Raw genomic sequence first — 25,452 nt, forward strand, 5'->3', positions numbered from 1 at the left:
GGGGAAATAGTTATGACTATAGATTACTCTTTTTTTCATCTTTTTAAAAGCTTATCTTAAGAAAGGGAGGTTTTATTAATGAAGCTTATCTTAGCAACATGGAACAAACAAAAGCAAAACGAGCTGAAAAAAGGGTTAAACCAGCTGCCAATCATAATTGAAGGATTATCTTCTTCGATACCAGATATTGATGAAGTTGGACAATCCTTTCAAGATAACGCTAAACTCAAAGTAAATGTCATTCGTAATAAATTTCCTAAAGATATTATTCTTGGGGAAGATTCTGGACTTGCAGTTGATTACTTAAATGGGTTCCCAGGTGTAAAAACAGCTCGATTCATCTCTGGCACGGATGCTAAACGAGCCCTTTACCTTATGGAAAAACTGAAGGATCAACCAGTTAGTATGCGTCAATGTGCATTTCACAGCATAATTTACCTTCATTTTCCTGATCAAACGCATGCTTTTGCTGCAGGCCGGATGCAAGGCTGGATTAACAGAAATCCTAGTCATTCCATTGAAGGTTATCAAAGTGTTTTTCAACTTGCTAACGGACAATTTTTAAATCAACTTGCACCTGTAGCCTATTTTGCATTTTCCCATCGACAGCAGGCTTTAAGACAAGCCTATCTCTTAATTAAAGAATGGCTAGAGAAAGCTGGTGATTGCTATGAATGATAAGAAGAAAAAGGTAATGGCTTTAGCAAGTTTAACGGGGCTTGCAATTATGGGTGATGCCATGCTGCTAATTGTTTTACCAATCTATTGGATGGACTTCGGACTTACTTCAATCTGGCAAGTTGGTGTGCTTCTATCTGTTAATCGTTTCATTCGCTTACCAATTAATCCATTAGTAGGTTGGCTTTATAGTAAATACTCATTGCGTCTCGGTATTGCGATTGCCTTAATTTTAGCAGCGATCTCCACCTTTTCCTATGGGATAATTCAGCACTTCTATCTGCTACTTATCATGCGTATGCTTTGGGGTATCGCTTGGTCCTTGCTGCGCCTTGGCGGCTATTTGTCCATTGTTAATCTATCTACAGATCAGGATCGTGGTCAGCTTATTGGACTTTATAATGGCACTTGGGGCATTGGAAGCTTAATCGGCATGCTAGTTGGTGGTTTCCTCATTGAATTTGTCACTCTCTTCTGGATTTGCACAGTTTTTTCGTTATTGTGTAGTTGCTCACTCTTATTAATTAGAAAACATATCCCTGCAAACATCGGGAATAACACAACAACAAGTGGCAAACTACAGAGATCTTCATTTAAAATAACCAAAGAAGCTTTGCTGGTTTTGACAACAAGTACAGTCATGGGTCTGCTTATTTTTGGCTTATTTTCTAGTACACTGAGCTTACTAATCGACCTAAATTATCAAGGAAATCTTACTGTTTTATCACTAACCCTCTCCGCCTCAGCTATTGCTAGTGTTATTCAAGCCATTAGATGGGCATGGGACCCGATATTGGCACCCGCTGTTGGCCGTTATCTTGACCATACAAAAAGCAAGAAACAATTTCTTGTGACAGCCTTAATTTGTTTAGCAATCCTATTCTCTGTGCTGACAAGATCGATTCCTCTCCAATGGCTAATTATTATTTTATTGCTATTTCAAATCCTTTCGACTTCATTTGTGACAACAACTGATACGCTTGCCAGTAGCTTTGCTGCTCGCAAAAAATCGGTTTCGATCATGACCCTACACACTGTTCTAGTTGATCTAGGTGCTGCTCTCGGGCCATTGCTTGCCTTTAATCTGCTTGAGATATCCTCGCTGGCAACGGTTTATTTATTAGCTGGCATTGTATTAATTGGATTGGCAGTTGGGTGGTTAGTTAAATTTGACAAAAGAACCCTTGACTCAAACTAGTACATCACTGTATGATGTACTTAACAACATAATGTTAGAGGTGTAATAATGGATCGCGAACAGCTTCGTGGTAGCTTAGACTTAATTATTTTATCTAGAATTATTAAACAGGATAATTATGGTGGTGGTATTATTCGGGAGGTAAGTGAAGCAACTAATCAGCTTATTACGATAGGAGAAGGGACACTTTATTCGCTGCTTAAGCGTTTAGAAAAGAAAGGTTACGTAAAAAGTTATTGGGGTGACCAGCATTTAGGTGGCAGACGGAAATATTACGCCATTACCGAGCAAGGAAGCGATTTATTCTATCAGAAATTAGCAGGATGGCGAGCGATTAATACATTAATCGAGTCTGGACTTGAGGTGAAGTAAATGGGTAGAATCAATGACTACGTTAAGCAAATATTACAACGCATTGAAGTAAATGAGCAAGAATACCAAGCCTTGCATATTGAAATGACAGCTTACTTGCATGAGCGAAAGGAACTTTATCGCAGTGAAGGGTATTCTGAAGATCAGGCAACCGAAATGGCACTTAAGAAGTTCGGAGACTCAAAATGTGTTGGGCAATCACTAGCTAGTTCCTTATTTCTGCAAAGAAAAAAAGCATTATATAGTCTACTATTATTTTCACTTGCTTACACTGTTATTACTACGGTTGTGTTAAGTTATTTCAATAATTATCATCCTTTAAGATGGTTACTTTTCACCAGTTTGCTGGCGACCATTACCTTCGCTTTAATAAAACGTCCACTATTTATTGCTAGACATCGCATAATCTTTATTTTATTTTGCTTTCTTTATCTCATAGCGTGGTTCTATGGTCTTTTCTTAATAGATGTTGTCCCAAATAGCATGTTCACTTGGCTACACGTTGTCCTTTCTTTGCTGTATTTGATCTCTATTATAATAAATATGATCTTAGGTGCCCTCTTTCAACCAATTAATAAACATTTTTCTGACGAAAAGTTAAAAACGAGAAGGCTCATTGTGATCAGTAACTTAATTAGTGGGTTAATTATTTGCAGCTATGTGCTTTCCTTTATAGCAGGATCTTTAATTTTCCTTACTTTTAATCATTTTGCTCGACTGTTTCCTGTTCTCATCATCCTGCTCCTTTGGGTCGGTTCGCTATTACTAAGTGGAAATAGACCGAAGCTCGCTTGGCTAACCACCATTATACAAGCAACACTAGCTATTTACGTATTGTCGATTTGGTTTAGAATAATCTTACTATAAGCAAAACAGCCCCTTACCATGTCTTGGTAAGGGGCTGTACGAGTCAATCTTCACCGATAATCCGAACTTCACGCTCAAGGATTACACCATAATTTTCTTTTACTTTTTTTTGCACCATTTCAATGACAGCAATATAATCCGTTGCGGTTGCGCTATTCTTATTGACAATAAACCCTGCATGTTTAGTTGATACTTCAGCACCGCCAATTCCTTTGCCTTGTAGCTGGCTATCTTGAATAAGCTGTCCAGCAAAATAACCTGGCGGGCGCTTAAATACGCTACCACAGGATGGGTATTCTAGCGGTTGCTTGGATTCTCGTCGCTCTGTTAAATCATCCATAATCGCTTTAATTTGGGCATGGTCATTCTCTACTAAAGCAAAACGAGCCTCAATCACAATATAGCCATTATCCGGGATATTACTTGTGCGATAATCAAGTTCCAATTGATCCGCAGCTAAAGTTAACAGCTGCCCAGTCAGGTCAATAACAACAGCTTCTTTTAAGCAATCCTTTATCTCACCCCCGTAGGCCCCAGCATTCATGTATAATGCGCCACCTACTGTTCCTGGGATGCCACAGGCAAATTCTAATCCTGATAATGATTGGTCCAGCGCATAGTACGAAGTGTCAATAATACGGGCACCACTTTGGGCAATGACAGTATTATGATCACGCGCTATTTTATTTAGCTTTTTTAAATTCATTACAATCCCACGAATTCCACCATCGCGCACAATTAGGTTCGATCCATTACCAAGCAGGGTAAACGGGATCTGCTCACGATCAGCCAACTTAACAATTGCTTGGATTTCCTGAATAGTTGTCGGCATAACAAAGTAGTCAGCCTGACCCCCTAACTTCGTATAAGTATGGTTACATATTAATTCATCTATTAAAAGGTTCTCTTCTCCAACAATTTCAATTAACGCATTTTTTAATGAATGACTTATCGTCATCTCAATCATCCTTTAAGCTTTTGTTGCAAATTCAACTTTGCACAAAGTCAATTATAACAGGACTGGCAGGCATGCGCCAATAGCAATTATCGACGATTTTTGTCATTGTACTATCGCACCAAGCGTTGCTTCAAAATGACCCAGCGCCCATTCATGGCCTGCTTGATTGAAGCTAGCAACAGCATCTTTATGAATAACAATTTTAAAGCCCTTATTATAGGCATCTATTGCCGTATGAAGGACACAAATATCGGTACAAACGCCTATGATGTGTAATTCATTAATATTGCGCTCACGTAGCTTAATTTCTAAATCCGTTCCAACAAAAGCACTATATCGCGTTTTATCTAAATAGTAGACATTATCTTTCTTTTTAATTGATTGATAGTAAGCTTCTAATCTGCCATAAAGTTCACGGCCTTGCGTACCGGCGATATTATGTGGCGGAAATAACTTAGCTTCAGGATGAAGATGATCACCTTCTTCATGGCGGTCAATCGTAAATACAACATAATCATCATTCTCAATAAACGATTTCGTTACCTCAATCACCTTATCCTCAATTGCCTGGCCGGGATCACCACAGGTTAGCTTCCCGTCTGATGCAACAAAATCATAAGTATAATCAACATGTATCAGCGCACGTTTCATTATTGCTTCACCTCTGTCATTTTCTTTCTATTTTAGCTTTATTGGTAAGGTACTGCAAGATGGTGGGGAATCAAATAAGAGCGATCACCCTGTATTCGGCAGGATTCGCTCTTATTTTAATTTACGTGCGCTATTCATTATTTGCGTGCGATTTTACTCATTTGCGTGCGTTCGCACCCATTCAGCGAGATTCGCTCCCATTTCAGGACGTTCGCTCTTATTTTAATTTACGCGCGCTATCCGCTATTTAGGTGCGATTTTACTCATTTGAGTGAGTTTGCACCCATTTGGCAAGATTCGCTCCCATTTTAGGACGTTCACAATTCCGTTCTCTACAAATCTTAATCTGCCATCAACGCAATCATCAGTGCTTTTTGTGCATGTAGACGATTCTCTGCCTCTTGAAAGACGTATGACTGATCACCGTCAATGATATCAGCGGTCACTTCCTCGCCTCGGTGGGCGGGGAGGCAATGCATAAACATATAGTCTGGCTTTGCATGCTTTAATAACGCAGGATTTACTTGGTAGCTTGCAAATAAGGCTTCCCGTTTTTTCTGCTCACTTTCCTGTCCCATACTTGCCCACACGTCAGTATAGACGATGTCAGCATTTTTAATTGCCTCTATCGGGTCAGTCGTTATGGTAATCGTCACCTGATTTGCATCAGCAATTTCCTTGGCACGATCTACAATTGCTTGTTTGGGTAAATAGCCTTCAGGTGCGGCTGTACTAAAGTCCATGCCCATCTTTGCAGCACCGATCATGAGCGAATGAGCCATATTGTTACCATCACCAATATAAGCAATTTTTAGACCTTGTAGCTTCCCTTTCACCTCTTCTATTGTCTGAAGATCAGCTAATACTTGGCAGGGATGAAAATCATCTGTTAAGCCATTAATCACTGGAATTGTCGCGTTGTCTGCAAGTTCTTCAATATCAGACTGTTGAAAGGTTCGAATCATAATACCATCTAAATAACCGGACAATACTTTGGCCGTATCTCCGATTGGCTCACCGCGCCCAAGCTGAAGGTCAGCTGAACTAAGAAATAATCCAGTACCTCCAAGTTGATAAATACCCGCCTCAAATGACACGCGTGTTCGTGTTGATGATTTTTCAAAAATCATTCCTAATACTTTCCCCTTTAACGGCTGATAAATTTGACCAGCCTTCTGCTTTGCCTTTACGTCCTTAGCTAATTGAAGTAAGTATACAAGCTGATCAGTTGTATAGTCTAATAATGTTAAACAATCCTTACCCTTTAAACTTTCAATTGCTTCTACAAACATGGTGACACCTCTTCTTTTAATCTATTTAACTGTTTTCCCTCTTCTAAGTATATACTAAGCGATTTTGGCTCTCCTTGATTAGCCTGTAAAGCATTTAGATAGGCAGTTAGTGTTTCACTGCGGCTTAATACAACAGCACCAACCATTAATCCTTGGGCTCGTATTAGTTGTGATTGATCATCACAAATTAAGTTAAAGTGTTCGTCTTCAATTGACTTAACAGCTTCCTGACTGGATAAAACCTGATCAACCTGATAACCTAATTGTGCCAGTTGATTAGCAGTTTGGGCAGTAGCGGAGACCTTTCCAGCTGTTTTTTCTAAAGCAGTCACAAGCCCTTTGCTAACCTGTGCCAGTGATAAAAATAGCCCTCTCTCTCTCGTAACAGGTAAAAAGTATTCTTCCTTCCAGCCAAATGCTTTTGCTAATGCAATATCCACTGTTTCACCTAACCCAATTGCTTCTCCAGTAGATTTCATTTCTGGTCCTAACAACGAATCAACTCCCGGCAGCTTAACATTTGAAAAAATCGGCATTTTCACTGCGAAGAACGGAATATCATTATGAAGACCCAACTGCCAATTCTGCTGGCTTAGCTTTTCTCCCATTTGGACCTTAACCGCTAAGTCAATTAAATTGACACCAGTCACCTTACTGGTAATAGGAACTGTCCGTGATGCTCGTGGGTTAACTTCTAGAACATAAATGATTTGACGATCCTCACTTAAAACAAACTGAATGTTCATCATACCCTTAACTTGTAGTGCTTCAGAAATCCGTTGGGTATACAACTCGATCAAATATTTTTCCTTTTGTGTAAGACTAGGGGAAGGAAAGATAGCAACACTGTCACCGGAGTGCACACCAGCCTGCTCAATATGTTCAAAAATGCCCGGGATAATAATATCCTTGCCATCACAAACAGCGTCAACCTCTACTTCTAATCCTTCAATAAAACGATCAATTAGCAACGGAAAAATCTTTGTGGAAGTTAATTGCTGTTCGAGCTGATTTAAATATTTCTGTAGCTGATCACCATTGTGCACGACTACCATGCCCTGGCCGCCGATGACATAAGATGGACGAATAAGAACAGGATAACCTATTTTTTCAGCTGTAGCTTGTGCGTCTGCTTTTGAGTTAACTGTAGCACCAGGAATATGTGGTATATTCAATTGATTTAATAGGTGATAAAACTGCTCACGATCCTCGGTTTTCTCAATCATTTCAATATTTGTGCCAATGATATGAATACCATTCTTAGTTAAACCTTCAGCTAAATTAATTGCTGTTTGCCCACCATATTGAATGATCACACCATCAGCCTGCTCTTTGGCAACAATTTGACTAACGTCTTCTTCAGTTAACGGCTCGAAGTAAAGGTGGTTAGCTGTGCTATAGTCCGTACTAACTGTCTCAGGGTTATTGTTAACAACTACCGAGTCAATCCCCTGATTTTTCAGCGAAAATGCCGCATGGACAGAACAGTAGTCAAACTCAACACCTTGACCAATCCTGATTGGACCAGATCCTAGTACAACTACACGCCGTGCCCCCGTTAGTTGCTCAACTTCATCATGCTCTTGCCAGGAACTATAGAAATAAGGAGTATCCGCCGAAAATTCTGCCGCACAAGTATCAACCATTTTATAGCTTGCCTGCAATTGAAAATGAATTAGTTTATCTTGAACTAATGTTTCATCAACTGCAAGAATCTCAGCTAGGCGTTTATTAGATATTGCATATTTCTTTGCCTGCTCAAGATCAGCTTGTGATAGTTGTTCCCAGCTTGTCTTTGCTAAACTTTGCTCAAAATCAAATAATAGCTTTAATTCATCTAAAAAGTATCTAGTAATGTCAGTTAATGCTTGAAGTTTCTCAATACTATAGCCCCGCTTCAATGCTTCAGTTAACATAAACAAACGTTGATCACTAGGATTAGTAATTTCTAGTTCAAGCTCACTATCTGTTAAATGTTCGAGCCCTGGTAACTGGATACTATTTAATCCAATTTCAAGTGAACGGATTGCCTTATTTAAAGCAGCTGGCAAATTACGAGCTAAAGCCATCACCTCTCCAGTTGCTTTCATTTGTGTGCCCAATTGTCGATCTGCTTGATAAAATTTATCAAACGGCCAGCGGGGGATTTTTAAAGCGATGTAGTCAATTGCTGGCTCAAAGCTAGCATATGTATCACCGGTAATTGGATTTAAAACCTCATCTAGGTGATAACCAAGCGCTAATTTAGCAGCAATCCGAGCAATTGGATAGCCTGTTGCTTTTGATGCTAAGGCACTCGAACGACTCACTCTTGGGTTAACTTCAATAATAATATAATCGTTATTAATAGGGTTTAATGCAAACTGAATATTACAGCCACCAATTACGCCTAGTTCACGAATTACTTTTATTGAAGAATTGCGCAGCATTTGATGCTGTTGATCAGTTAATGTTTGCGTAGGGGCAACGACAATACTGTCACCAGTATGGACACCGACCGGATCAAAATTCTCCATGTTACAGATAATGACGCAGGTATCATTTGCATCACGCATCACTTCATACTCTATTTCCTTCCAACCTTTAACACTTTGCTCGACTAAGACTTGTTTAATTGGACTTTGATGCAACCCGTTTTTCACAATTTGCTTAAGCTCTAACTCATTGTTGGCAATTCCTCCACCAGCTCCACCTAACGTATACGCTGGACGAATAATTAACGGATAACCCATTGTTTCCGCAAAACTGCACGCATCGTCCAGCGAAGCAACTGATTGACTTTTTGCAATTGGTTCACCAATCACATTCATCATTGATTTAAAAATTTCTCTATCCTCACCTTTACGGATCGTGTCGAGTGGTGTCCCTAATAAGGTAACATTATACTTCGCTAATACACCCGCTTCTGTCAATGCCATTGCTAGATTTAAACCTGTTTGCCCACCTAAAGTAGGTAATAATCCATCTGGCATTTCCCGGGCAATAATTTGACTAATTGCGTCGAGAGTTAGCGGTTCTAAGTATACCTGATCAGCAATATTCTCATCAGTCATGATGGTAGCAGGGTTATTATTAACAAGAATAACTTCTATTCCTTCTTCTTTTAAAGCCAGACATGCTTGTGTCCCCGCGTAATCAAATTCGGCAGCTTGGCCTATGACAATTGGTCCTGAGCCAATAACAAGCACCTTTTTTATCTCTGTTTGTTTAGGCATGCTGCTTCTCTCCCTTATAACTCAACGCATCAATAAATGCTTCAAATATATAATGTGTATCTACAGGCCCAGGGTGGGCTTCCGGATGAAATTGAACGGTTTGAATTGTTTTTGATTTATGTTTAAGTCCCTCAACTGATTGGTCATTGACATTGATATGGGTTATTTGCCAATCACTCTTACTAACAGATTCCTCAGCAACTACATAACCATGGTTTTGCGAGGTCATCATTACCTTACCAGTAATCATATCTTTAACAGGATGGTTACTGCCACGATGTCCATAAGGTAAACGAATGGTTTCAGCCCCGAATGCTAATGCAATTAACTGGTGACCTAAACAAATGCCTAAAGTTGGATAACTCTCAGCAACTGCTTTAACTGTTGGGAGGTAGCTCGTTAAACTCTTTGGGTCACCTGGTCCATTTGAAAACACAACAGCATCAGGGTCCAGAGCTTGAATTTCAGTATAAGGTGTATCATATGGTACGACAGTAACATCACAACCAGCCGCAAGAAGTGCTCCAGTAATCGACTGCTTATGACCATAATCGAAGACAACGACATGCTTCGCTACCTTGTTATTTAACGCTTGAAAATGCTGCTGCTTTTTTACTGAAACCCATTCGACGACGTTAGGGTTTACTTGTTTCTGCTTTGGACAATCTGAAGGATCATCTGTTATTCTTCCGTATATCTCACCATGCTCACGAATAATTTTCGTTAAAGCACGGGTATCTATATCATAGAGAGCAGGAATTGCGGCAGCTTTAACAAATGTTTGCAACGAATAATGTGACTGACTATGTTCTGGATCAAAACATGGTGTGGCAATAATTAATCCTGCTAATGCCGTATAAATACTTTCCTTAGCATGGTCATTACAACCATAGTTACCTATTAACGGGTATGTTAGCGTAACGATTTGACCAGCATACGAAGGATCGGTTATCACTTCTTGATAGCCCGTCATAGCTGTATTAAAAACCATCTCCCCTTCTTGTTGGATCGGTTCACTTAACCACTTGCCCGCTAGTACATCACCTGTACTTAATACCAAAAAGGCTTTATTTTTATTCAAGATCAATTCCTCCCCAAACATTAACTAATAAATATACCTAATTATTTATATTTATACATTACTATTGATATAGAAAGACTTGATTCTCATCAAGTCTTCGCTCGTTCATTTTAATTTATAATGGGAATATTAATTTGCTTTAACAAGCCAAACTTTTGATTTAGCCATTGCTGATTTTGCTTTAAGAGTGATTCCGCTTGAGTCAACTGCGTCTGCACACGCCCTTTTGCCGTGCCACCTTCAACATCCCGTGCATCGACAACAGCTTTCGGTGTTAACACCTGATAAATATCTTCATCAATATTTTGAGAAAACTGCTTAAATTCATCAATAGTAAGCTCCAATAAATATTTATGCTGTTCAATGCTGTACAGGACAGTTTGCCCAACAATAGCGTGTGCCTCACGAAAAGGAATATTTTTACCTACTAAGTAATCTGCTAAATCAGTGGCATTAGAATAATCTTTAGCTACCGCTTCATACATCACTTTCTTATGGACCTGCATGGTGTCAATCATTGGCGCAAACAAGGCCAAGGCACCCTTAAGGGTCTCAACTGCATCAAACATTCCCTCTTTATCCTCCTGCATATCCTTGTTATAAGCAAGTGGAAGTCCTTTTAATGTGGTGAGCATTCCAGACAAATGCCCGAAGACGCGCCCCGTTTTTCCGCGAACAAGTTCTGGTACATCTGGATTTTTTTTCTGTGGCATCATACTACTCCCTGTACAGAACGCATCATCTAATTCAATAAAATTAAACTCAGCACTTGACCATTGAATAAGCTCTTCTGAAAGTCGAGATAAGTGCATGATAATTAGCGAAGCATCTGCTAAAAATTCGACGACAAAATCGCGATCACTAACTGAATCTAAGCTATTTTCCGTAACCCCGTCAAAGCCCAATTGTTCGGCAACAAAACTGCGGTCAATTGGAAACGACGTCCCGGCCAGCGCCCCTGCCCCTAAAGGAGAGCGATTAACGCGTTTCCAGCTATCTATTAAGCGTTCCGCATCACGGTTCAGCATGAATACATAGGCCATAAGATGATGCGCGAATAAGACTGGCTGTGCTCGTTGTAAATGGGTATATCCAGGCAAGATGGTGTCTAAATGCTGCTCTGCCTGATTAATTAATGCCCGTTGTAAATCTGTTACTAACTCAATAATGATTACAAGGGCTTCTCGCAAGTATAAGCGCATATCAAGGGCAACCTGGTCATTCCGACTTCGACCAGTATGGAGTTTCCCACCAACTGCACCGATCTGATCAATTAGTAATTTTTCTACATTCATGTGGATATCTTCATTGGCAACTGTCAATTCTGCCTGACCTTGCTCAATTCTTTTTGCCACCGCTAGCAGTCCATTCACAATGGTATCAGCTTCTTCCGCTGTAACAATGTCACACTTCGCTAGCATATTAATATGGGCAAGGCTGCCTTGGATGTCATACATGGCTAGCTTCTGATCAAAAGTAATTGAGGCAGTATATTCATCTACAAGTTGATCAGTTGGCTTTGTGAATCTTCCGCCCCATAGTTTCATTGCTTGACCGCTTCCTTTACATCTATCGTTGTTTTCGTAATTGATGGCTTTGCTTGTTGGTGCAAGCCGGTAACTGCCTCATGCACTTGAGTTGGTAAGCCCCAAAGCTTAATAAATCCTAGTGCAGCTTCGTGATCAAACGCATCACCATGTGAATAGGTTGCTAAGTCCATATCGTAAAGTGAGTATTCCGACTCGCGTCCGACGACAAGAGCGGTTCCTTTATAAAGCTTTACGTTGACATTTCCAGAAACAAACTTTTGGGTTTGTTTAATAAAAGCTTGTAGTGCATTTGTTAACGATGAGTACCAAAGACCGTCATAAACCGTTTGGGCTAGCTTCTGTTCGATGATTGGCTTAAATTGAGCAACCTCTCGAGGAAGTGTTAAAGCCTCCAACTCTTGATGAGCTGCAATCAACGTCACTGCAGCAGGTGCTTCATAAATTTCTCTTGATTTAATACCAACCAACCGGTTTTCGACATGATCAATTCGGCCAACGCCATGTTTGCCAGCAAGCTTATTTAATTCTAAGATTAACGTATCTAGTGCTAAAGCTTTATCATTAATTGCTACTGGCTTACCTGCCTTGAAAGTGATTTTCACAATTTCAGGTTTATCCGGTGCGTCTACTGGATCAGTTGTTAGATCAAATGCATCTTTCGGTGCTTCAATCCAAGGATTTTCCAGAATACCACATTCATTTGATCTCCCCCAAAGGTTTTGATCAATACTATATGGGCTTTCTTTTGCTACTGGAACTGGGATGCCATGTTTTTCAGCATAAGCTAATTCTTCGTCACGCGTCATTTTCCATTCTCTTACTGGAGCGACAATTTTCAAAGCAGGATTTAATGCCGTAAAAGCAACATCAAAACGAACCTGATCGTTGCCTTTTCCTGTACAGCCATGGGCTACTGCTACAGCCCCTTCCTTTTCTGCAATATCAACTAATACCTTAGCAATTAGTGGTCTAGACAATGCGGAGATTAACGGGTATTTACCTTCATAAAGTAAATTTGCTTGTAGTGCTGGTAAAACATACTCTTCAGCAAATAAAGCTTTCGCATCGACCGAATAAGATTTTATTGCACCAACATCAATTGCTTTTTTCTTAACAAACTCTAAATCTTTACCTTCTCCTACATCTAGCCCGACTGCAATAACATCATAATTATATTGATCCTGCAACCATTTGATGGCAACAGAAGTATCCAATCCACCTGAATATGCTAATACTATTTTATCCTTTTTCATTTTACTCTCTCCCCTTAGTCTTTTTCTTTAACTATTCGCTTCAATTCATCTTGTGTATTATTATGCATTAAAAAGAATAAAAATTCAACCCTATTTTTTGTATTTTATAAAAGTATTTATTTTACCTTTCCATTAGTGATGTATAAATAAACTAATTAAAGTTAACCGTTATGTATTATCTACAATAAAAAAAGTAAATTCATATTTATTCAATGTAACCTGTTTTAATTTCTAGCGACTAATGCTTTAACAGTTACGAAATGGAGGGATTAGTTTGAAACTATTTATTCGTTTATCGTTAATACTTGTGACAATTGTGATTTTAATTAGCTGCAGCAATGAAGAGACCCTCGATTATAGTGGGTCAATACAACTTAACAGCTCTGATGAGAGCACAATGCACTTTGACTCTGATAGCAATGAAGCTGTGAGTCGATCAGAGGTTAGTGTCAACTTAGACACAGTTAACCGGCAAATTATTTTTAATGCGTATCTCGACTTAAAAGTAAAGGAATATAGTGAAGCATTATCGTATATAGAAGAACAGATTAGCGCTTTGTCAGGCTATATTATCACTCAGCAGACAAGTCAGATTGATGAAAACTTACGAGAAGGACACCTCTCTATTCGGATCCCCCAAGAATCACTTCAATTATTTATTGAACGACTTAATACTGAAGAGATTTTCATTACCTATCAGGATATCAGTGGAGAAGATGTAACCGAAGAGTATATTGATTTAGCAGCTCGACTTGAATCAAAAGAAATTGTTGAAGCAAGATTATTAACGTTTATGGATGAGGCTGACTCAAGCGAAGATTTATTAAATATTTCAAATGAATTAGCTGATGTTCAGCTTGAGATTGAGCAAATTAAAGGGAGAATTCAATACATCGAGAATCGTTCTGAGTTAGCGACGGTTACTTTATCAATGATCGAACAAAGAACCGATCCAGTGCATGAACAAGATTTAAATATTTGGGAGCGAACGAAAGATCAATGGATGAGAAGCTATAATTTCATTGTTATTGCTAGCGCAAATATATTTGTCTTGCTAGTTGGGAATCTCCCACTAATTGGCTTATTAATCACCCTTACTTGGCTAGCCTTCTTTTACTACAAAAAAAGAGGCACTAAGTCTGAATAAAAATTAACAAGACAGCTAACTAATGCTTATCGCAGTTAGCTAGCTGTCTTAACTACTTGTTATTCAAATACAACGCTTTTTAACTTTACTTTTCGGTCGTAGCGTTCAAATGCTAGTTGAATCAAACGATCAATTAATTCAGGATAAGACACGCCGGTTAGACTCCACAAGCGCGGATACATACTTATTTTAGTGAAACCAGGTAACGTGTTTACTTCATTAACAACCAGTCTTCCATTAGCCTGTAAAAAGAAATCCACCCGTGCTAAGCCTTCACAATCTAGCACTTTAAAAACTTGCAGAGCTGTTGTTCTCACTTTTTCAGTATCAGCAGGACTTAGTTCTGCCGGAGCAGACAATATCGCGCCATTCTCATCAATGTATTTAGATTCATACGAATAAAATTCAGTTTGAGGCAGAATCTCTCCTGGTAATGAAGCAATCGGATTATCATTACCTAAAACGGCACACTCAATTTCTCGCCCAATTACTGCTTCTTCAATTAGAATCTTATCATCATATAAAAACGCTGATTCAATCCCCTTATAGAACTCGTTTTCAGTGTTAGCTTTACTCACACCAACAGATGACCCTTGATTCACCGGCTTAATAAAAACAGGTAACCCTAATTTTTCAATTACTTGATCAAAAATAATATCCTGTTTTTGATAAGCTTTAAAAACTAATCCATTGGCAACAGGGATTCCTGCATCCCTCAAGATGCGCTTGGCAAAATCTTTATCCATACTAACTGCTGAGCCGAGTAAATCCACACCAACAAACGGCAGGTTAATCGTTCTTAAAATACCCTGTAAACTACCATCTTCACCCAACGTCCCATGGACAACAGGAAAAATAACATCAATTTGATTAATAGCTGCCTGCGTTGACAAATCAATAATTTGTGCGCTCGCTTCTCCAGGTACAACAGCTACTTCTCGATTAGAGTTAGTAAGGGCTATCTCTTTAGGATTAGATTCATTTATTAAGTATGTCTCAGGATCGTATAAGAACCATTTCCCCGTCTTAGCTACACCTAATAAAACAATATCATATTTATCTCGATTTATTGCACCTACAATATTCTTTGCCGATTGCAGTGATACTTCATGCTCGGCTGACTTACCACCAAAGATGATACCTACCGTCTTTTTGCTCATCTCAATAATTCTCCTTATTTTTCATCAATCTACTATACCTGTAGCTCTGTTTTTGGCTTTTTAAATAAGACCAGCAGACCAGCAATTAAATAAAACAAGCTTCCAAATAGGGCAATGCCGAATTGAAGAAAACCAATTACACCTCCGACAATTAGCACTAATATCCCAGCCGGTTTCGGTCTTTTATTTCCTTTAAGCAAGAAGATACTTACCATTCCCACTATTATTGAAACACCACTGATTGCTATAATTGAAATTCCCCCAGGGAATAGCATGTCAGAAAACTGTTCAAATGTTGGGATATCGTCATCCTCGACCTCTAGACTAATTTGTTCATATGCTGCCAAAGCAGCTTCTTCATCTTGATTAATGATCAACATATTAATTCCAGTAATAGAGAAAAAGGCAAATACTGTTGCTCCCAAAATTATTAACGCTATTTCAATCTTACGACTAATCATTTACTTACTCCTCTCACTTAATAACGCTATTTATCATTCTAACACATTATGCTTAAACAGACTTAATCTGTTTATATTTAAATTAAAATCAGTTAAATCTCAGTTTTAAAATGATTACCCATTCGAGCGCAATCTGAAATAACATGCGCATAGTTCTCAACAACAAATACCGCTTCATTGTAACCGCTATCACTATTCAGAGAAAAAATTTACATAAAAATTCTATTGAATTTTCTGAAAAATAGGTTTATGATAATTTACATAACGTTATATGTTAACTATCTTTACACGGGAGGAGTGTTATTATGAAAAAGATTGAGGCTATCATTCGTCCAGAAAAATTTCAGGTGTTACGTGATGCTTTTGCTGAAATTGGGGTGGCCGGGATTACTGTTACCGAAGTAGCTGGAACCGGTAAACAAAAAGGTCAGACTGGTGTTTTTAGAGGAACCACTTTTGAAGTTAAAGTACTCCCTAAAATCAAAGTAGAATTAGTCGTTCCAGAAGCAAAGAGCAACGAAGTCATTGATTTAATTATTGAAAAGTGTAAAACTGAGCAAATTGGTGATGGAAAGATTTTTGTTTATCCTGTTGAAGATGCCATTCGTATTCGGACCGGCGAACGAGGTCGAGAAGCAGTTCTTTAGAAAATAATAACAAGGAGAGGGTCTTTTATGGTTAAGAAAATTGCATTTTTATTAATTATTGGATTATTACTTGCTTCACCTATTTCTGCTAACACTGGAGAAGCTGCCTCTGTTGACGCGTTAAACATGATGTGGGTTATGTTAGCCGCTTTTCTTGTCTTTTTCATGCACGCGGGTTTCGCTATGGTTGAATCAGGTTTTACAAGAGCGAAGAACTCATTAAATATTATTATGAAAAACCTTTTGACAATTAGTATTGGACCAATCGTATACTTCGTGGTTGGCTACGGGATTATGTTTGGCTCAACAGCTGGATCTTTTATCGGTGCTGATGGCTTTTTCTTGAGCGGTGTTGACGACATTGGTTTCTTTGTCTTTCAGGCCATGTTTGTTGCAACGTGTGCGACCATTATCTCTGGAGCAGTAGCGGAGCGCATTAAAATCGGTGTTTATGCCCTTATTGTGGTGGCTATGACCAGTTTTGTTTACCCGGTAGTTGGGCACTGGATTTGGTCTGACAATGGTTGGTTAGCCGAATTAGGTTTCAGTGATTTTGCTGGATCAACAGTCGTTCACTTAACAGGTGCGGTTGGCGCATTTACTATTGTTAAATTTTTAGGAGCCAGAATAGGAAAATACAGTGGCGATCAAGTTAATGTGATTCCTGGACATAACATTCCAATGGGTGCACTTGGAGTCTTTATTCTTTGGTTAGGATGGTTTGGCTTTAACGGTGGTAGTACATTAGAAGCCGATCCTTCACTCGTACCTATGGTAATTGCAACAACTTTAATGTCTAGCTCAGCAGCTGTTATCTCTTCAGCAATCTATTCAAAGGTTAAATTCAAGCAACTAGATGCTTCACTCGTATTGAATGGCGCATTAGCAGGTCTAGTCGGGATTACTGCCGGGGCGGCGGAAATGTCAATCGTTGGCGCAATTGTTGTTGGATTGATCTCAGGTGTTATCTTAATTGAAGGTATTTCATTTATTGATGCAAAACTCAAAGTCGATGATCCCGTTGGCGCAACAACAGTTCATGGTATTTGTGGTATTTGGGGAACAATTGCTATCGGATTCTTCTCAGTTGATACAGGTTTATTCTACGGCTACGGCATCTCGCAATTAGGCATTCAAGCACTCGGTGTCATTGCAGTTATCGCTTGGACAACAGCAACCGTAGGACTTGTTACATTCGTCATTAGTAAATTTACTTCTATTCGGGTCTCTTCTGAAGAAGAAATTTCTGGACTCGATATTGCCGAGCACGGATCAAATGCTTATGAGTTCAAAGATACAATTTCAAGTAAAGAAGCCGTTCAAAGTGATAGCGATTTTGGATTAGCAGACCGCTTAAATAGTTTATCAGAAACAAAAGCCACTTCTTAAATAAGGTGGAGCAATCGGACTTTTACTGACTGTTAGTCCCCATATAAAGTACTAAGGATAGCGGATACGTACACGCACGTGTATATATCCGCTATTCTTAATATTTCCCCACTATTTAGCTAAGCCATCTGCAAACGCTTTGACATATGGAGGTAAATCTGGCGGCCTCTGACTCGATATAATATGCCCATCGACAACTACCGATTCGTCAATCCAAGTCGCTCCTGCATTTGTCATATCATCCTTTATTCCCGGCGTGCTGGTCACTTTGACTCCATTTAATATCTTAGCTGAAATAAGCACCCAGCCAGCATGACAAATTTGACCAATTATTTTATGATGCTGATCAAAATGTTTAACCAGGCTAATTACTTCAGGGTAGCGCCTTAATTTATCAGGCGCCCATCCTCCAGGTACGAGCAATCCATCATAGTCCTCTGGCTGAATTGCTGCAAAATCAAACGCAGCCTGAGCAGGCACACCGTATTTACCGTAATATGTTTTATTCGCTTCCTGCGCAACTAAATCAACCTTAGCTCCTTCCTCTTGCAGACGTAGGATCGGATACCATAACTCAAGATCTTCAAAGTCCTCTTCCAACAGAGCTAGAACCTTTTTTCCTTTTAAACGCATACACTCATCATCCTTTTTTAATTACTACGGGTATAATAACCTAATTTGTAACTAGTTAAACATAGCCTTAAGAGCTCGAACGGCACTTGTTGGTGAAGTAGCTGCACTAATTGCCGAAATAACTGATACACCATCTGCACCAACAGACTTAATTGACTGAGCATTCGATAGCGAAATACCACCAATAGCAACAATCGGGATGTTACCCACCTCGTCTTTAACGGCCTCTAGCCCGTTTAAGCCAATCGGCTGTTTAGCATCCTCCTTCGTTGTGGTAGAAAAGACCGGTCCTACCCCAAGATAATCAGCACCATCCGCTTTTGCTTGCCGCGCTTGTTCAACATTGGTTGCCGAAACACCAACAACCATTTTACTAGGCACTTCTTTTCGAATTTCTATAATTGACTGATCGTCTTGGCCAACGTGAATACCGTCTGCTCCAATTAGCACAGCTAAATCAACATCATCATTTACGATAAATGGCACCTGATATTCTCGACAAAGCAGTTGCATTTGCCGCGCTAACATTACTTTAGCTTCACCTTGTTTAGATCGCACACCTTTTTCGCGAAATTGAAAACAAGTAATGCCTCCTTGTAAAGCTTGCTCTAATATAGTTAGGGGTGAATGATTATGAGCGCAATTTTGACTCCCTAATATAAAGTAAACTTTTAACCATTCTCGATTAAACATTCTTATTATCACCACTTAAATTTATTAAATGAACACGTTGATAAACGTCATTCTCGCTGGTATAGGATAACGCATCTAAAAAAGCAACCTGAAAACTACCGGGACCATGAACCTTTTCATTAGCTAATTCAGCTGCTACTGTGTAAAACGAGATAGCCGCTACCGCTGCTTTTACAACATCAGCCTCCACCGCTAAGAAAGCCGCCGTAACTGAGCTTAATAAACAGCCTGTCCCCGTTACCTTTGTTAACAGTTCAACTCCATTATTAACCTGTATCATTTGATTATGACTGGCAACAATATCGACTTTACCAGTTACTAGTACAGGAACATTTAATGTTTCAACTGCTAATTTGGCAATTTTTTCATAATTCTGTTCACCCGTTGCGTCAACTCCCCGCATTTCGGCCTTTAGCCCAGCTAATGCACTAATTTCCCCAGCATTGCCGCGAATTAGGCTAAGCTTCACCGTTGATAGAATTCGCTTAGCAGCCTTGTTTCGATATGACGTTGCACCTACCCCGACCGGATCAAATACAACTGGAATCCCTTTTTCATTAGCTGCCTTACCAGCAATAACCATTGCCTCAACTAAGCTTTCTGTTAAGGTTCCAATATTTAATACAAGGGCGTCAGCATTTTGGCTCATTTCAGCTACTTCCATCGGTTCATGTGCCATTACCGGCGCTGCACCAAGAGCATACAACCCATTTGCTGTAAAATTCATTACGACCTGATTGGTTATGTTATGGACGAGTGGCACTTTATTTTTGACAACCTTGATCACTCGGATTATGCTGTCCTTCATTGCGTTTGACCTCCTTGATTCGGCAAACCTTGTAATCGATAGCCCCAATGATTGGTCGGCCCATTTCCATTACCAAGATTAAGCGAATAGTGAATGGCATCAGTAATGAAAGATTTCGCTAGTTTTACTGCTTCAAGCACTGTTACCCCCTTTGCCAATTCCGCAGTTACAACAGCGGCAAAGGTGCAGCCTGTTCCATGGGTGTGCTTTGTTTTATAACGCTCAGCACTCAAATGGTGGATGCTAGCTCCGTCGTAAAGTACGTCTAAGGCGTCAGCTTTTAAATGCCCACCTTTAATCACAGCCGCCTTTGCACCTAATTGATTGACAATATACCTTGCTGCAAGCTCCATGTCAGCCACTGAAGCTATTTTCTGTTCAAATAAAATTTCCGCTTCAGGTAAATTTGGCGTGACGACGCTAGCTAATGGAACTAATAACTCCCTAATAACCTTTCTCGACTCCTCCTCCATTAGCGCATCTCCACTTGTTGCGACCATAACTGGATCCATTACATAAGGAATAGCCGTATGCTTTTTTAAGTATTTTGAAATTAATTCCATCATTTCATTGGTAGCAATCATTCCCGTCTTAATTGCATTTGGGGTAATATCATTAAAAACACTATCGAGCTGCTGTTCAATAAATGACAATTTCATATGCTCTACCGCTTGAACACCACACGTATTCTGCGCCACAGCAGAAGTAAGTACACTCATTCCAAAAACCTCTCGTTCCTGAAATGCTTTTAGATCAGCTTGAATACCTGCCCCTCCAGTAGGATCGGTACCAGCAATCGTTAATGCTGTTAGTATTTTACTCATTAACTAACTCCTCCTTATCGTGCAAATCAATCTCGTTTCCAGCCAATCAAAAAACCACTCTATTTTAGAAAATAGAGCGGTAATCTACAAAAATATTTAAGAGCAATAGATAACAGCTCCACTTCCCTACGTTGGTATTAGCCAAATCAGGTTCAAAGGGACCAAAACCTTTAACGGTCTTTATCTCAGCGTAAACGCGCCCCTAGTGGAAAAATTAATATTTAATTATAGTTAAACCTAACCCATGCAACAGATGCCCAATGACTCGCTAATTAGTGACGCCAATTGAGCCAACCGGCCAAATTCGAAATACAACTTCCCCGATGATCGACTCCTCCGCTATTACACCAAAGTTTCTACTGTCTCGACTAATGGGACGATTATCCCCAAGAACAAAATAGGTTCCGTCTGGCACAACCTGATAACCGTGATCTTGTTCAAGATCATAATTATAAGTGAACAGCTGATCTTCGAATAAATTTTCTTTTAATTCATCTAAGTAAGGCTCATCATACGCCACACCATTTATATAGAGAATGTCATCCTGAATTGAGATTTCATCCCCCGGAAGCCCGATAACTCTTTTTACATAATTATCATTTGTATCTGGTGCCAAGAATGCAATTTCGTCAAAGCGATCGATTGAACTAACCTTACTTATGATAATGCGATCACCATCCTGCAAATTAGGAAACATTGAATCTCCCTTTACAATCGAGGGTGTCATCAGAAACTCACGAACAACAAATACAATGACCAATGCAATAATAATAGCCTTTAACCAAGAGATTATTTCTTTTACCATCTGGCAATTCCCCATTTTCTATTTTATCTTTAATCAATAGGGTTTACTTCATCACCCACCGATTGTTAGCATCACAGGTTTGCACCTATAGGTCTGACCAAAGAACCATCTCTATAAAAATCAAGCTTTTACTGATTGTTAACCTGCAATAAGTCTATTATACGATTTTTTAAAGTAAAAAGCTACCATTTCACCATAAGCAAACTGAATCATTTTCTGATGAACAGGAGAACCTTTAACTAGCGGGAGGTTAATTCTATCGTTCTAAAGCCGCTCGGGCCAATTTACGACATCTCTCTAGGTCAGTATCATCAGCCGCTAAGTCAACTTTAACAATAGGCTCCAATACTTGAGCACCTGTTTTTCTAAATTGCTCAGCCATTTTATCCAACGCCCCACCAAAGACAGGGTAGAATGAGTCGCACGAACCGAATAAGGCAACCTTCTTACCGGTTAGGTCTTCAGCTTCAATATCATCATAAAAGTCTTCAAGCTCATAAGGTAGATCACCGTCGCCCCATGTATATGTGCCAAATAAGATGACATCATATTGAACAAGGTCAAAAGCCATAATATCATCAAGACCTATTTGAAAGATACTAACCTTAGCATTAGATTGCTTTAGCTCTTGTTCAATAATCTCAGCCAGCTCTTCTGTATTACCAGACATACTCGCAAACACAATAACCATTTTCATTAGATCACCCCTCTTGATAAGAGTAATTGATAACGATTATCAGTGTCAAGAAGAATGACTATTGCTTTGCTCTTTCATAGCAAGCAGTAAGCACATCATTCATCATCTGATCAAATTGATATTGATCAAAAACGGACAGCGCGGCTGCGGTAACGCCACCCGGGCTAGCTACTTCATCAATTAAATCTGCCGTACACTTTAACTCTGAATTCAACATTTCTGCTGAGCCTCTTATCATTTGAGCAACAAGTTGTTTGGCGACCACTTCTGAAACCCCTGTTTCTTTTGCCTTATTGATTAACGTGAGTGCCATCCGATATATAAAAGCCGGGGCACTTCCCGTAATAGGTGTCAGGGCATGAAGTTGTTGTTCATTTAGCTTCTTAAACTTCCCAATACTGAAAAGAATCTTCTCTATAAAATATTCCTGCTCATCGGATACATTTTTCCCTGGGGTAAACAAGGTAATGGATTCACCCTTTGCAGCCGCTGTATTCGGCATCACCCATGCAACCGCAGTTCCTTCTGGTAGTCTTTTTTCCAGATAGCTAACATCTATACCCGCCGCTACTGTAATAATAAGCTGATTGGTCATAACCGGTGCTAATTCAGACAAAACCTGCTCATGCGCTTCAGGAGGCATCGCTAGAATTACAATATCTTGATCAGAGACATGCTCCTGCCATTGCGTTGTTGAATCCACATTGAAGCGTGACTCAACCTCCTCCAAACGTTCCTGATTCCCCTTATTTGCAACCATTACATTTGTAAAATCAGCTTTTTTTAAGCCTTTAATAATGGCTTGTGCCATTCTTCCAGCACCTACGATTAAGATTTTTTCATTAGACATTCTCTATTGCTCCTCCTTCTTTTTGAGACCAAAGATTAATTACATCGGCAAAAACGCGTATTTCTTCATCTAAAAGGCCAGAGCTTAAGGCACTCTCACCTTCTACTATGTCAATAATTAAACGATCAAATTCATCTAATTTTTCTTTATGTATTTCTCCACCAAAAACCCCAGTAACTAAGGCATGATCACGCAATGTTTGCGGGTACTCTTGTTCAAATTGTTTATCAGCCATTTCTCCCTCTAACATACAACATAAATACAAGCCAACTTGCTTAGATAGCAAAACTTTTAAATGACGCTCGATAAATTCCTTCATCGCAGCTTGAATATGTCCCATATAAATTGAAGCACCTAAAATAACCAGATCAAATCGCTTTAAATCCGCAGTTTCAAGATGATCAACCGAAATAATTTCCACATGTTCTTGTAATCTTTTTTGCAAATTACATGCTGCCGCCTCAGTTGTACCGTGCCTTGATCCAAAAATAATTGCAACCCTCACAGTCAACACACCCATCTGTTATATTTATTTTTTGTATATATCCTAATATAACGCTATCATCAGGGGATGACAACGTGAATCTAAGAAAAACTATATTTTTGCCGACCACTTTCTATTCAAATTGTCCCGCTCTGGATTTAGTCATTTCTGCAACACCATTTAGTTAAACCAAGCCCTTATCACATATTTAATTTAACTAATGGTCTTGCTAGTAACCTTTTACTAGTCGCTCTATCTTTTGGCCATTCTTATTAATGGACAAATTTTCAGGTCGCTGGATAATTAAAGCCTCGATGAACGTATACCCATCGAGGCTTTAATCGTTAAACTATCTTAACGTCTAACTCAACTTCAATATTCCCTCGTGTCGCTTTGGAATATGGACAAAATTCATGAGCTTGATGAGCCAGATCTTCTGCCTCTTCTTGAGTAACACCTTCAATTTCAATATGCAAGACCACTCCAAGTTTAAACCCATTGTCTTCTTGATCTTTTAGTAGACTTACATCTGCCGATAATGTTGAATTTATCTCTTTCTTCTGTTTTGAGGCGATCAAATTTAACGCGCCATCAAAACAAGCTGCATAGCCCGAAGCAAACAATTGTTCAGGATTTGAACCCTTCTCATCACTTTTCGACGCTGGGTCAACGAGATTAACATCTATTACACCATCGTTCGATTTGACATGTCCCTCTCTACCACCTTTTGCAGTTGCGTGCGAAGTAAAAATAATATCACTCATTCGTATCCAACTCCTTATATAAAAATTTCTTGTCTTTAATTTAACTATTCCTTTTAAATTAAATTTTAAACATATCTTTTTTTCACTTTAGCGCTACAATAATGTCTTAATTAAAATAAAAAAACAACCAAGCCTCTTTATTGCAATAATAAAGGACATGGTTGGCTTATTAAGTCTCCGATAGGGCAATCGTTATTTTGCGGTTTAAAATCGCTTCTGCATTTTTCACACGTTCTTCGGTTGGTGGTTCAACATTCTCTAATGGGTATGCTAGCCCTAGGTTTTCCCATTTGTAAACACCCAACTTGTGGTATGGAAGAACATCAATCCGTTCAACATTAGAGAGGGTTGCAATAAAGTCTGATAGTCTTTGAAGTAGCTGATCATCATCACTTCCCCCCGGCACAAGTACATGTCGAACCCAAATCGGAACTTGTTTTTCATCCAGGTAACGAGCCATATCAAGAATATGTTCATTAGAGACACCTGTTAATTGCTTATGCATCTCTGAATCAATTTGTTTTAAATCGTATAAGATTAAATCTGTCACTTCCATTAACTTATCTAGCGTGTTCAGAAAGCGCGGAGAACGACTGAAACAACCACCCGATGAATCAATACAGGTATGAATGCCAAGTTTTTTGAGTTCAGTAAATAACTCTAGGATAAACTCAGCTTGAATCAATGGTTCGCCACCACTCACCGTAACACCGCCATTAGATGACTCAAAAAATGGCTGATACGTTTTAATATCTTCAACGATCTCAGCTACCGTCATTTCCTTACCAGCCGTCATTTTCCAAGTATCTGGATTGTGACAGAACTGGCATCTAAGCAGACAGCCTTGTGTGAAGATGATATAGCGTAACCCTGGTCCATCTACTGTACCTAACGTTTCTATCGAGTGAATGCGACCTTTCATGTTGTTCTCCCCCTTTAATAATGCAGATAGGAGAAGATTTATCTTCTCCTATC

The 25,452-nt window shown here is 39.2% G+C and carries 26 protein-coding genes and 1 riboswitch; of the genes, 7 read left to right on the forward strand and 19 right to left on the reverse strand.

Annotated elements, in window-relative coordinates; genetic code table 11:
* The first annotated feature begins 78 nt into the window (after positions 1 to 78).
* The 4 genes from BM000_RS04320 to BM000_RS04335 are packed head-to-tail and all read left to right on the forward strand — an operon-like array spanning position 79 to position 3,115.
* Entirely contained in the window at positions 79 to 678 is a 600-nt protein-coding gene (locus tag BM000_RS04320) for a non-canonical purine NTP pyrophosphatase (protein ID WP_091495184.1), read from the forward strand.
* Positions 671 to 1,876, forward strand: a complete 1,206-nt coding sequence (locus tag BM000_RS04325; protein WP_091495187.1) for an MFS transporter — start codon at positions 671 to 673, stop codon at positions 1,874 to 1,876. Before BM000_RS04320 ends, BM000_RS04325 begins: the two co-directional genes overlap by 8 nt.
* A 48-nt stretch (positions 1,877 to 1,924) precedes the next feature.
* Positions 1,925 to 2,248, forward strand: a complete 324-nt coding sequence (locus BM000_RS04330) for a PadR family transcriptional regulator (RefSeq protein WP_091495189.1) — start codon at positions 1,925 to 1,927, stop codon at positions 2,246 to 2,248.
* Positions 2,249 to 3,115: a hypothetical protein gene (locus tag BM000_RS04335; RefSeq protein WP_091495191.1), complete on the forward strand. Its 867-nt coding sequence runs from the start codon at positions 2,249 to 2,251 to the stop codon at positions 3,113 to 3,115.
* A gap of 43 nt (positions 3,116 to 3,158) precedes the next feature.
* On the opposite strand, the gene murB is transcribed toward BM000_RS04335, so the two are convergent.
* The 7 genes from murB to BM000_RS04370 form a co-directional block, all read right to left on the reverse strand.
* Positions 3,159 to 4,073: a UDP-N-acetylmuramate dehydrogenase gene (gene murB, locus BM000_RS04340; protein ID WP_091495193.1), complete on the reverse strand. Its 915-nt coding sequence runs from the start codon at positions 4,071 to 4,073 to the stop codon at positions 3,159 to 3,161.
* Between the two features lie 102 nt (positions 4,074 to 4,175).
* Positions 4,176 to 4,724 carry a cysteine hydrolase family protein gene (locus BM000_RS04345; RefSeq protein ID WP_091495195.1) on the reverse strand — a complete coding sequence of 183 codons (549 nt, stop codon included), beginning with the start codon at positions 4,722 to 4,724 and terminating at the stop codon, positions 4,176 to 4,178.
* A 341-nt stretch (positions 4,725 to 5,065) separates the two neighbouring features.
* A complete protein-coding gene (gene argF / locus BM000_RS04350; protein ID WP_091495197.1) occupies positions 5,066 to 6,016 on the reverse strand; it encodes an ornithine carbamoyltransferase in 951 nt (316 codons plus the stop codon).
* Complete coding sequence (gene carB, locus BM000_RS04355; RefSeq protein ID WP_091495199.1) at positions 6,007 to 9,231, reverse strand: carbamoyl-phosphate synthase (glutamine-hydrolyzing) large subunit; 3,225 nt, start codon at positions 9,229 to 9,231, stop codon at positions 6,007 to 6,009. The genes argF and carB overlap by 10 nt, the downstream gene beginning before the upstream one ends.
* The gene (locus BM000_RS04360; RefSeq protein ID WP_245751573.1) at positions 9,224 to 10,312 is read right to left on the reverse strand and encodes a carbamoyl phosphate synthase small subunit; all 1,089 of its coding nucleotides are present in this window, start codon (positions 10,310 to 10,312) and stop codon (positions 9,224 to 9,226) included. The genes carB and BM000_RS04360 overlap by 8 nt, the downstream gene beginning before the upstream one ends.
* A 110-nt stretch (positions 10,313 to 10,422) precedes the next feature.
* On the reverse strand, positions 10,423 to 11,859 hold the full coding sequence (gene argH / locus BM000_RS04365; RefSeq protein WP_091495203.1) for an argininosuccinate lyase: 1,437 nt from the start codon (positions 11,857 to 11,859) through the stop codon (positions 10,423 to 10,425).
* Positions 11,856 to 13,115, reverse strand: coding sequence for an argininosuccinate synthase (locus tag BM000_RS04370; protein WP_091495205.1), 1,260 nt, complete (start codon positions 13,113 to 13,115; stop codon positions 11,856 to 11,858). The genes argH and BM000_RS04370 overlap by 4 nt, the downstream gene beginning before the upstream one ends.
* A gap of 274 nt (positions 13,116 to 13,389) precedes the next feature.
* On the opposite strand from BM000_RS04370, the gene BM000_RS04375 reads away from it, so the two are divergent.
* Entirely contained in the window at positions 13,390 to 14,262 is an 873-nt protein-coding gene (locus tag BM000_RS04375; protein WP_091495207.1) for a DUF4349 domain-containing protein, read from the forward strand.
* A 59-nt stretch (positions 14,263 to 14,321) separates the two neighbouring features.
* Here the strand turns inward: BM000_RS04375 and ddlA are convergent, their stop codons facing one another.
* Together ddlA and BM000_RS04385 are read right to left on the reverse strand one after the other, a co-directional pair.
* Positions 14,322 to 15,422, reverse strand: coding sequence for a D-alanine--D-alanine ligase (ddlA, locus tag BM000_RS04380; protein ID WP_091495210.1), 1,101 nt, complete (start codon positions 15,420 to 15,422; stop codon positions 14,322 to 14,324).
* Positions 15,423 to 15,454: 32 nt separating this feature from the next.
* The gene (locus tag BM000_RS04385) at positions 15,455 to 15,883 is read right to left on the reverse strand and encodes a DUF4064 domain-containing protein (RefSeq protein ID WP_091495212.1); all 429 of its coding nucleotides are present in this window, start codon (positions 15,881 to 15,883) and stop codon (positions 15,455 to 15,457) included.
* A 305-nt stretch (positions 15,884 to 16,188) separates the two neighbouring features.
* Between BM000_RS04385 and BM000_RS04390 the strand changes: the two genes are divergently transcribed.
* Positions 16,189 to 16,530 carry a P-II family nitrogen regulator gene (locus BM000_RS04390; RefSeq protein WP_091495214.1) on the forward strand — a complete coding sequence of 114 codons (342 nt, stop codon included), beginning with the start codon at positions 16,189 to 16,191 and terminating at the stop codon, positions 16,528 to 16,530.
* Between the two features lie 27 nt (positions 16,531 to 16,557).
* A complete protein-coding gene (locus tag BM000_RS04395) occupies positions 16,558 to 17,919 on the forward strand; it encodes an ammonium transporter (protein WP_091495216.1) in 1,362 nt (453 codons plus the stop codon).
* Positions 17,920 to 18,030: 111 nt separating this feature from the next.
* On the opposite strand, the gene BM000_RS04400 is transcribed toward BM000_RS04395, so the two are convergent.
* The 10 genes from BM000_RS04400 to pflA form a co-directional block, all read right to left on the reverse strand.
* Positions 18,031 to 18,552, reverse strand: a complete 522-nt coding sequence (locus tag BM000_RS04400) for a type 1 glutamine amidotransferase domain-containing protein (RefSeq protein WP_091495218.1) — start codon at positions 18,550 to 18,552, stop codon at positions 18,031 to 18,033.
* Positions 18,553 to 18,603: 51 nt separating this feature from the next.
* Entirely contained in the window at positions 18,604 to 19,245 is a 642-nt protein-coding gene (thiE, locus tag BM000_RS04405) for a thiamine phosphate synthase (RefSeq protein WP_091495220.1), read from the reverse strand.
* Complete coding sequence (thiM, locus tag BM000_RS04410) at positions 19,238 to 20,053, reverse strand: hydroxyethylthiazole kinase (protein ID WP_091495222.1); 816 nt, start codon at positions 20,051 to 20,053, stop codon at positions 19,238 to 19,240. The genes thiE and thiM overlap by 8 nt, the downstream gene beginning before the upstream one ends.
* Entirely contained in the window at positions 20,050 to 20,877 is an 828-nt protein-coding gene (gene thiD, locus BM000_RS04415) for a bifunctional hydroxymethylpyrimidine kinase/phosphomethylpyrimidine kinase (RefSeq protein ID WP_091495224.1), read from the reverse strand. The genes thiM and thiD overlap by 4 nt, the downstream gene beginning before the upstream one ends.
* Before the next feature lie 106 nt (positions 20,878 to 20,983).
* Positions 20,984 to 21,091, reverse strand: a riboswitch (TPP riboswitch).
* Positions 21,092 to 21,145: 54 nt separating this feature from the next.
* A complete protein-coding gene (lepB, locus tag BM000_RS04420) occupies positions 21,146 to 21,682 on the reverse strand; it encodes a signal peptidase I (protein ID WP_245751574.1) in 537 nt (178 codons plus the stop codon).
* A gap of 256 nt (positions 21,683 to 21,938) precedes the next feature.
* The gene (locus BM000_RS04425) at positions 21,939 to 22,379 is read right to left on the reverse strand and encodes a flavodoxin (RefSeq protein WP_091495228.1); all 441 of its coding nucleotides are present in this window, start codon (positions 22,377 to 22,379) and stop codon (positions 21,939 to 21,941) included.
* A gap of 58 nt (positions 22,380 to 22,437) precedes the next feature.
* Positions 22,438 to 23,229 (reverse strand): pyrroline-5-carboxylate reductase, encoded by a 792-nt coding sequence (gene proC, locus BM000_RS04430; protein ID WP_091495230.1) that lies wholly within the window; start codon positions 23,227 to 23,229, stop codon positions 22,438 to 22,440.
* Positions 23,222 to 23,734 carry a flavodoxin domain-containing protein gene (locus BM000_RS04435; protein WP_177178205.1) on the reverse strand — a complete coding sequence of 171 codons (513 nt, stop codon included), beginning with the start codon at positions 23,732 to 23,734 and terminating at the stop codon, positions 23,222 to 23,224. Before BM000_RS04435 ends, proC begins: the two co-directional genes overlap by 8 nt.
* 323 nt (positions 23,735 to 24,057) lie before the next feature.
* Complete coding sequence (locus BM000_RS04440; RefSeq protein ID WP_091495234.1) at positions 24,058 to 24,477, reverse strand: organic hydroperoxide resistance protein; 420 nt, start codon at positions 24,475 to 24,477, stop codon at positions 24,058 to 24,060.
* A 169-nt stretch (positions 24,478 to 24,646) separates the two neighbouring features.
* Complete coding sequence (gene pflA, locus BM000_RS04445) at positions 24,647 to 25,399, reverse strand: pyruvate formate-lyase-activating protein (RefSeq protein WP_091495236.1); 753 nt, start codon at positions 25,397 to 25,399, stop codon at positions 24,647 to 24,649.
* Between the last annotated feature and the right edge of the window lie 53 nt (positions 25,400 to 25,452).

The sequence above is a fragment of the Amphibacillus marinus genome (assembly GCF_900110345.1).
In the GTDB taxonomy this organism is placed as follows: domain Bacteria; phylum Bacillota; class Bacilli; order Bacillales; family Amphibacillaceae; genus Amphibacillus_D; species Amphibacillus_D marinus.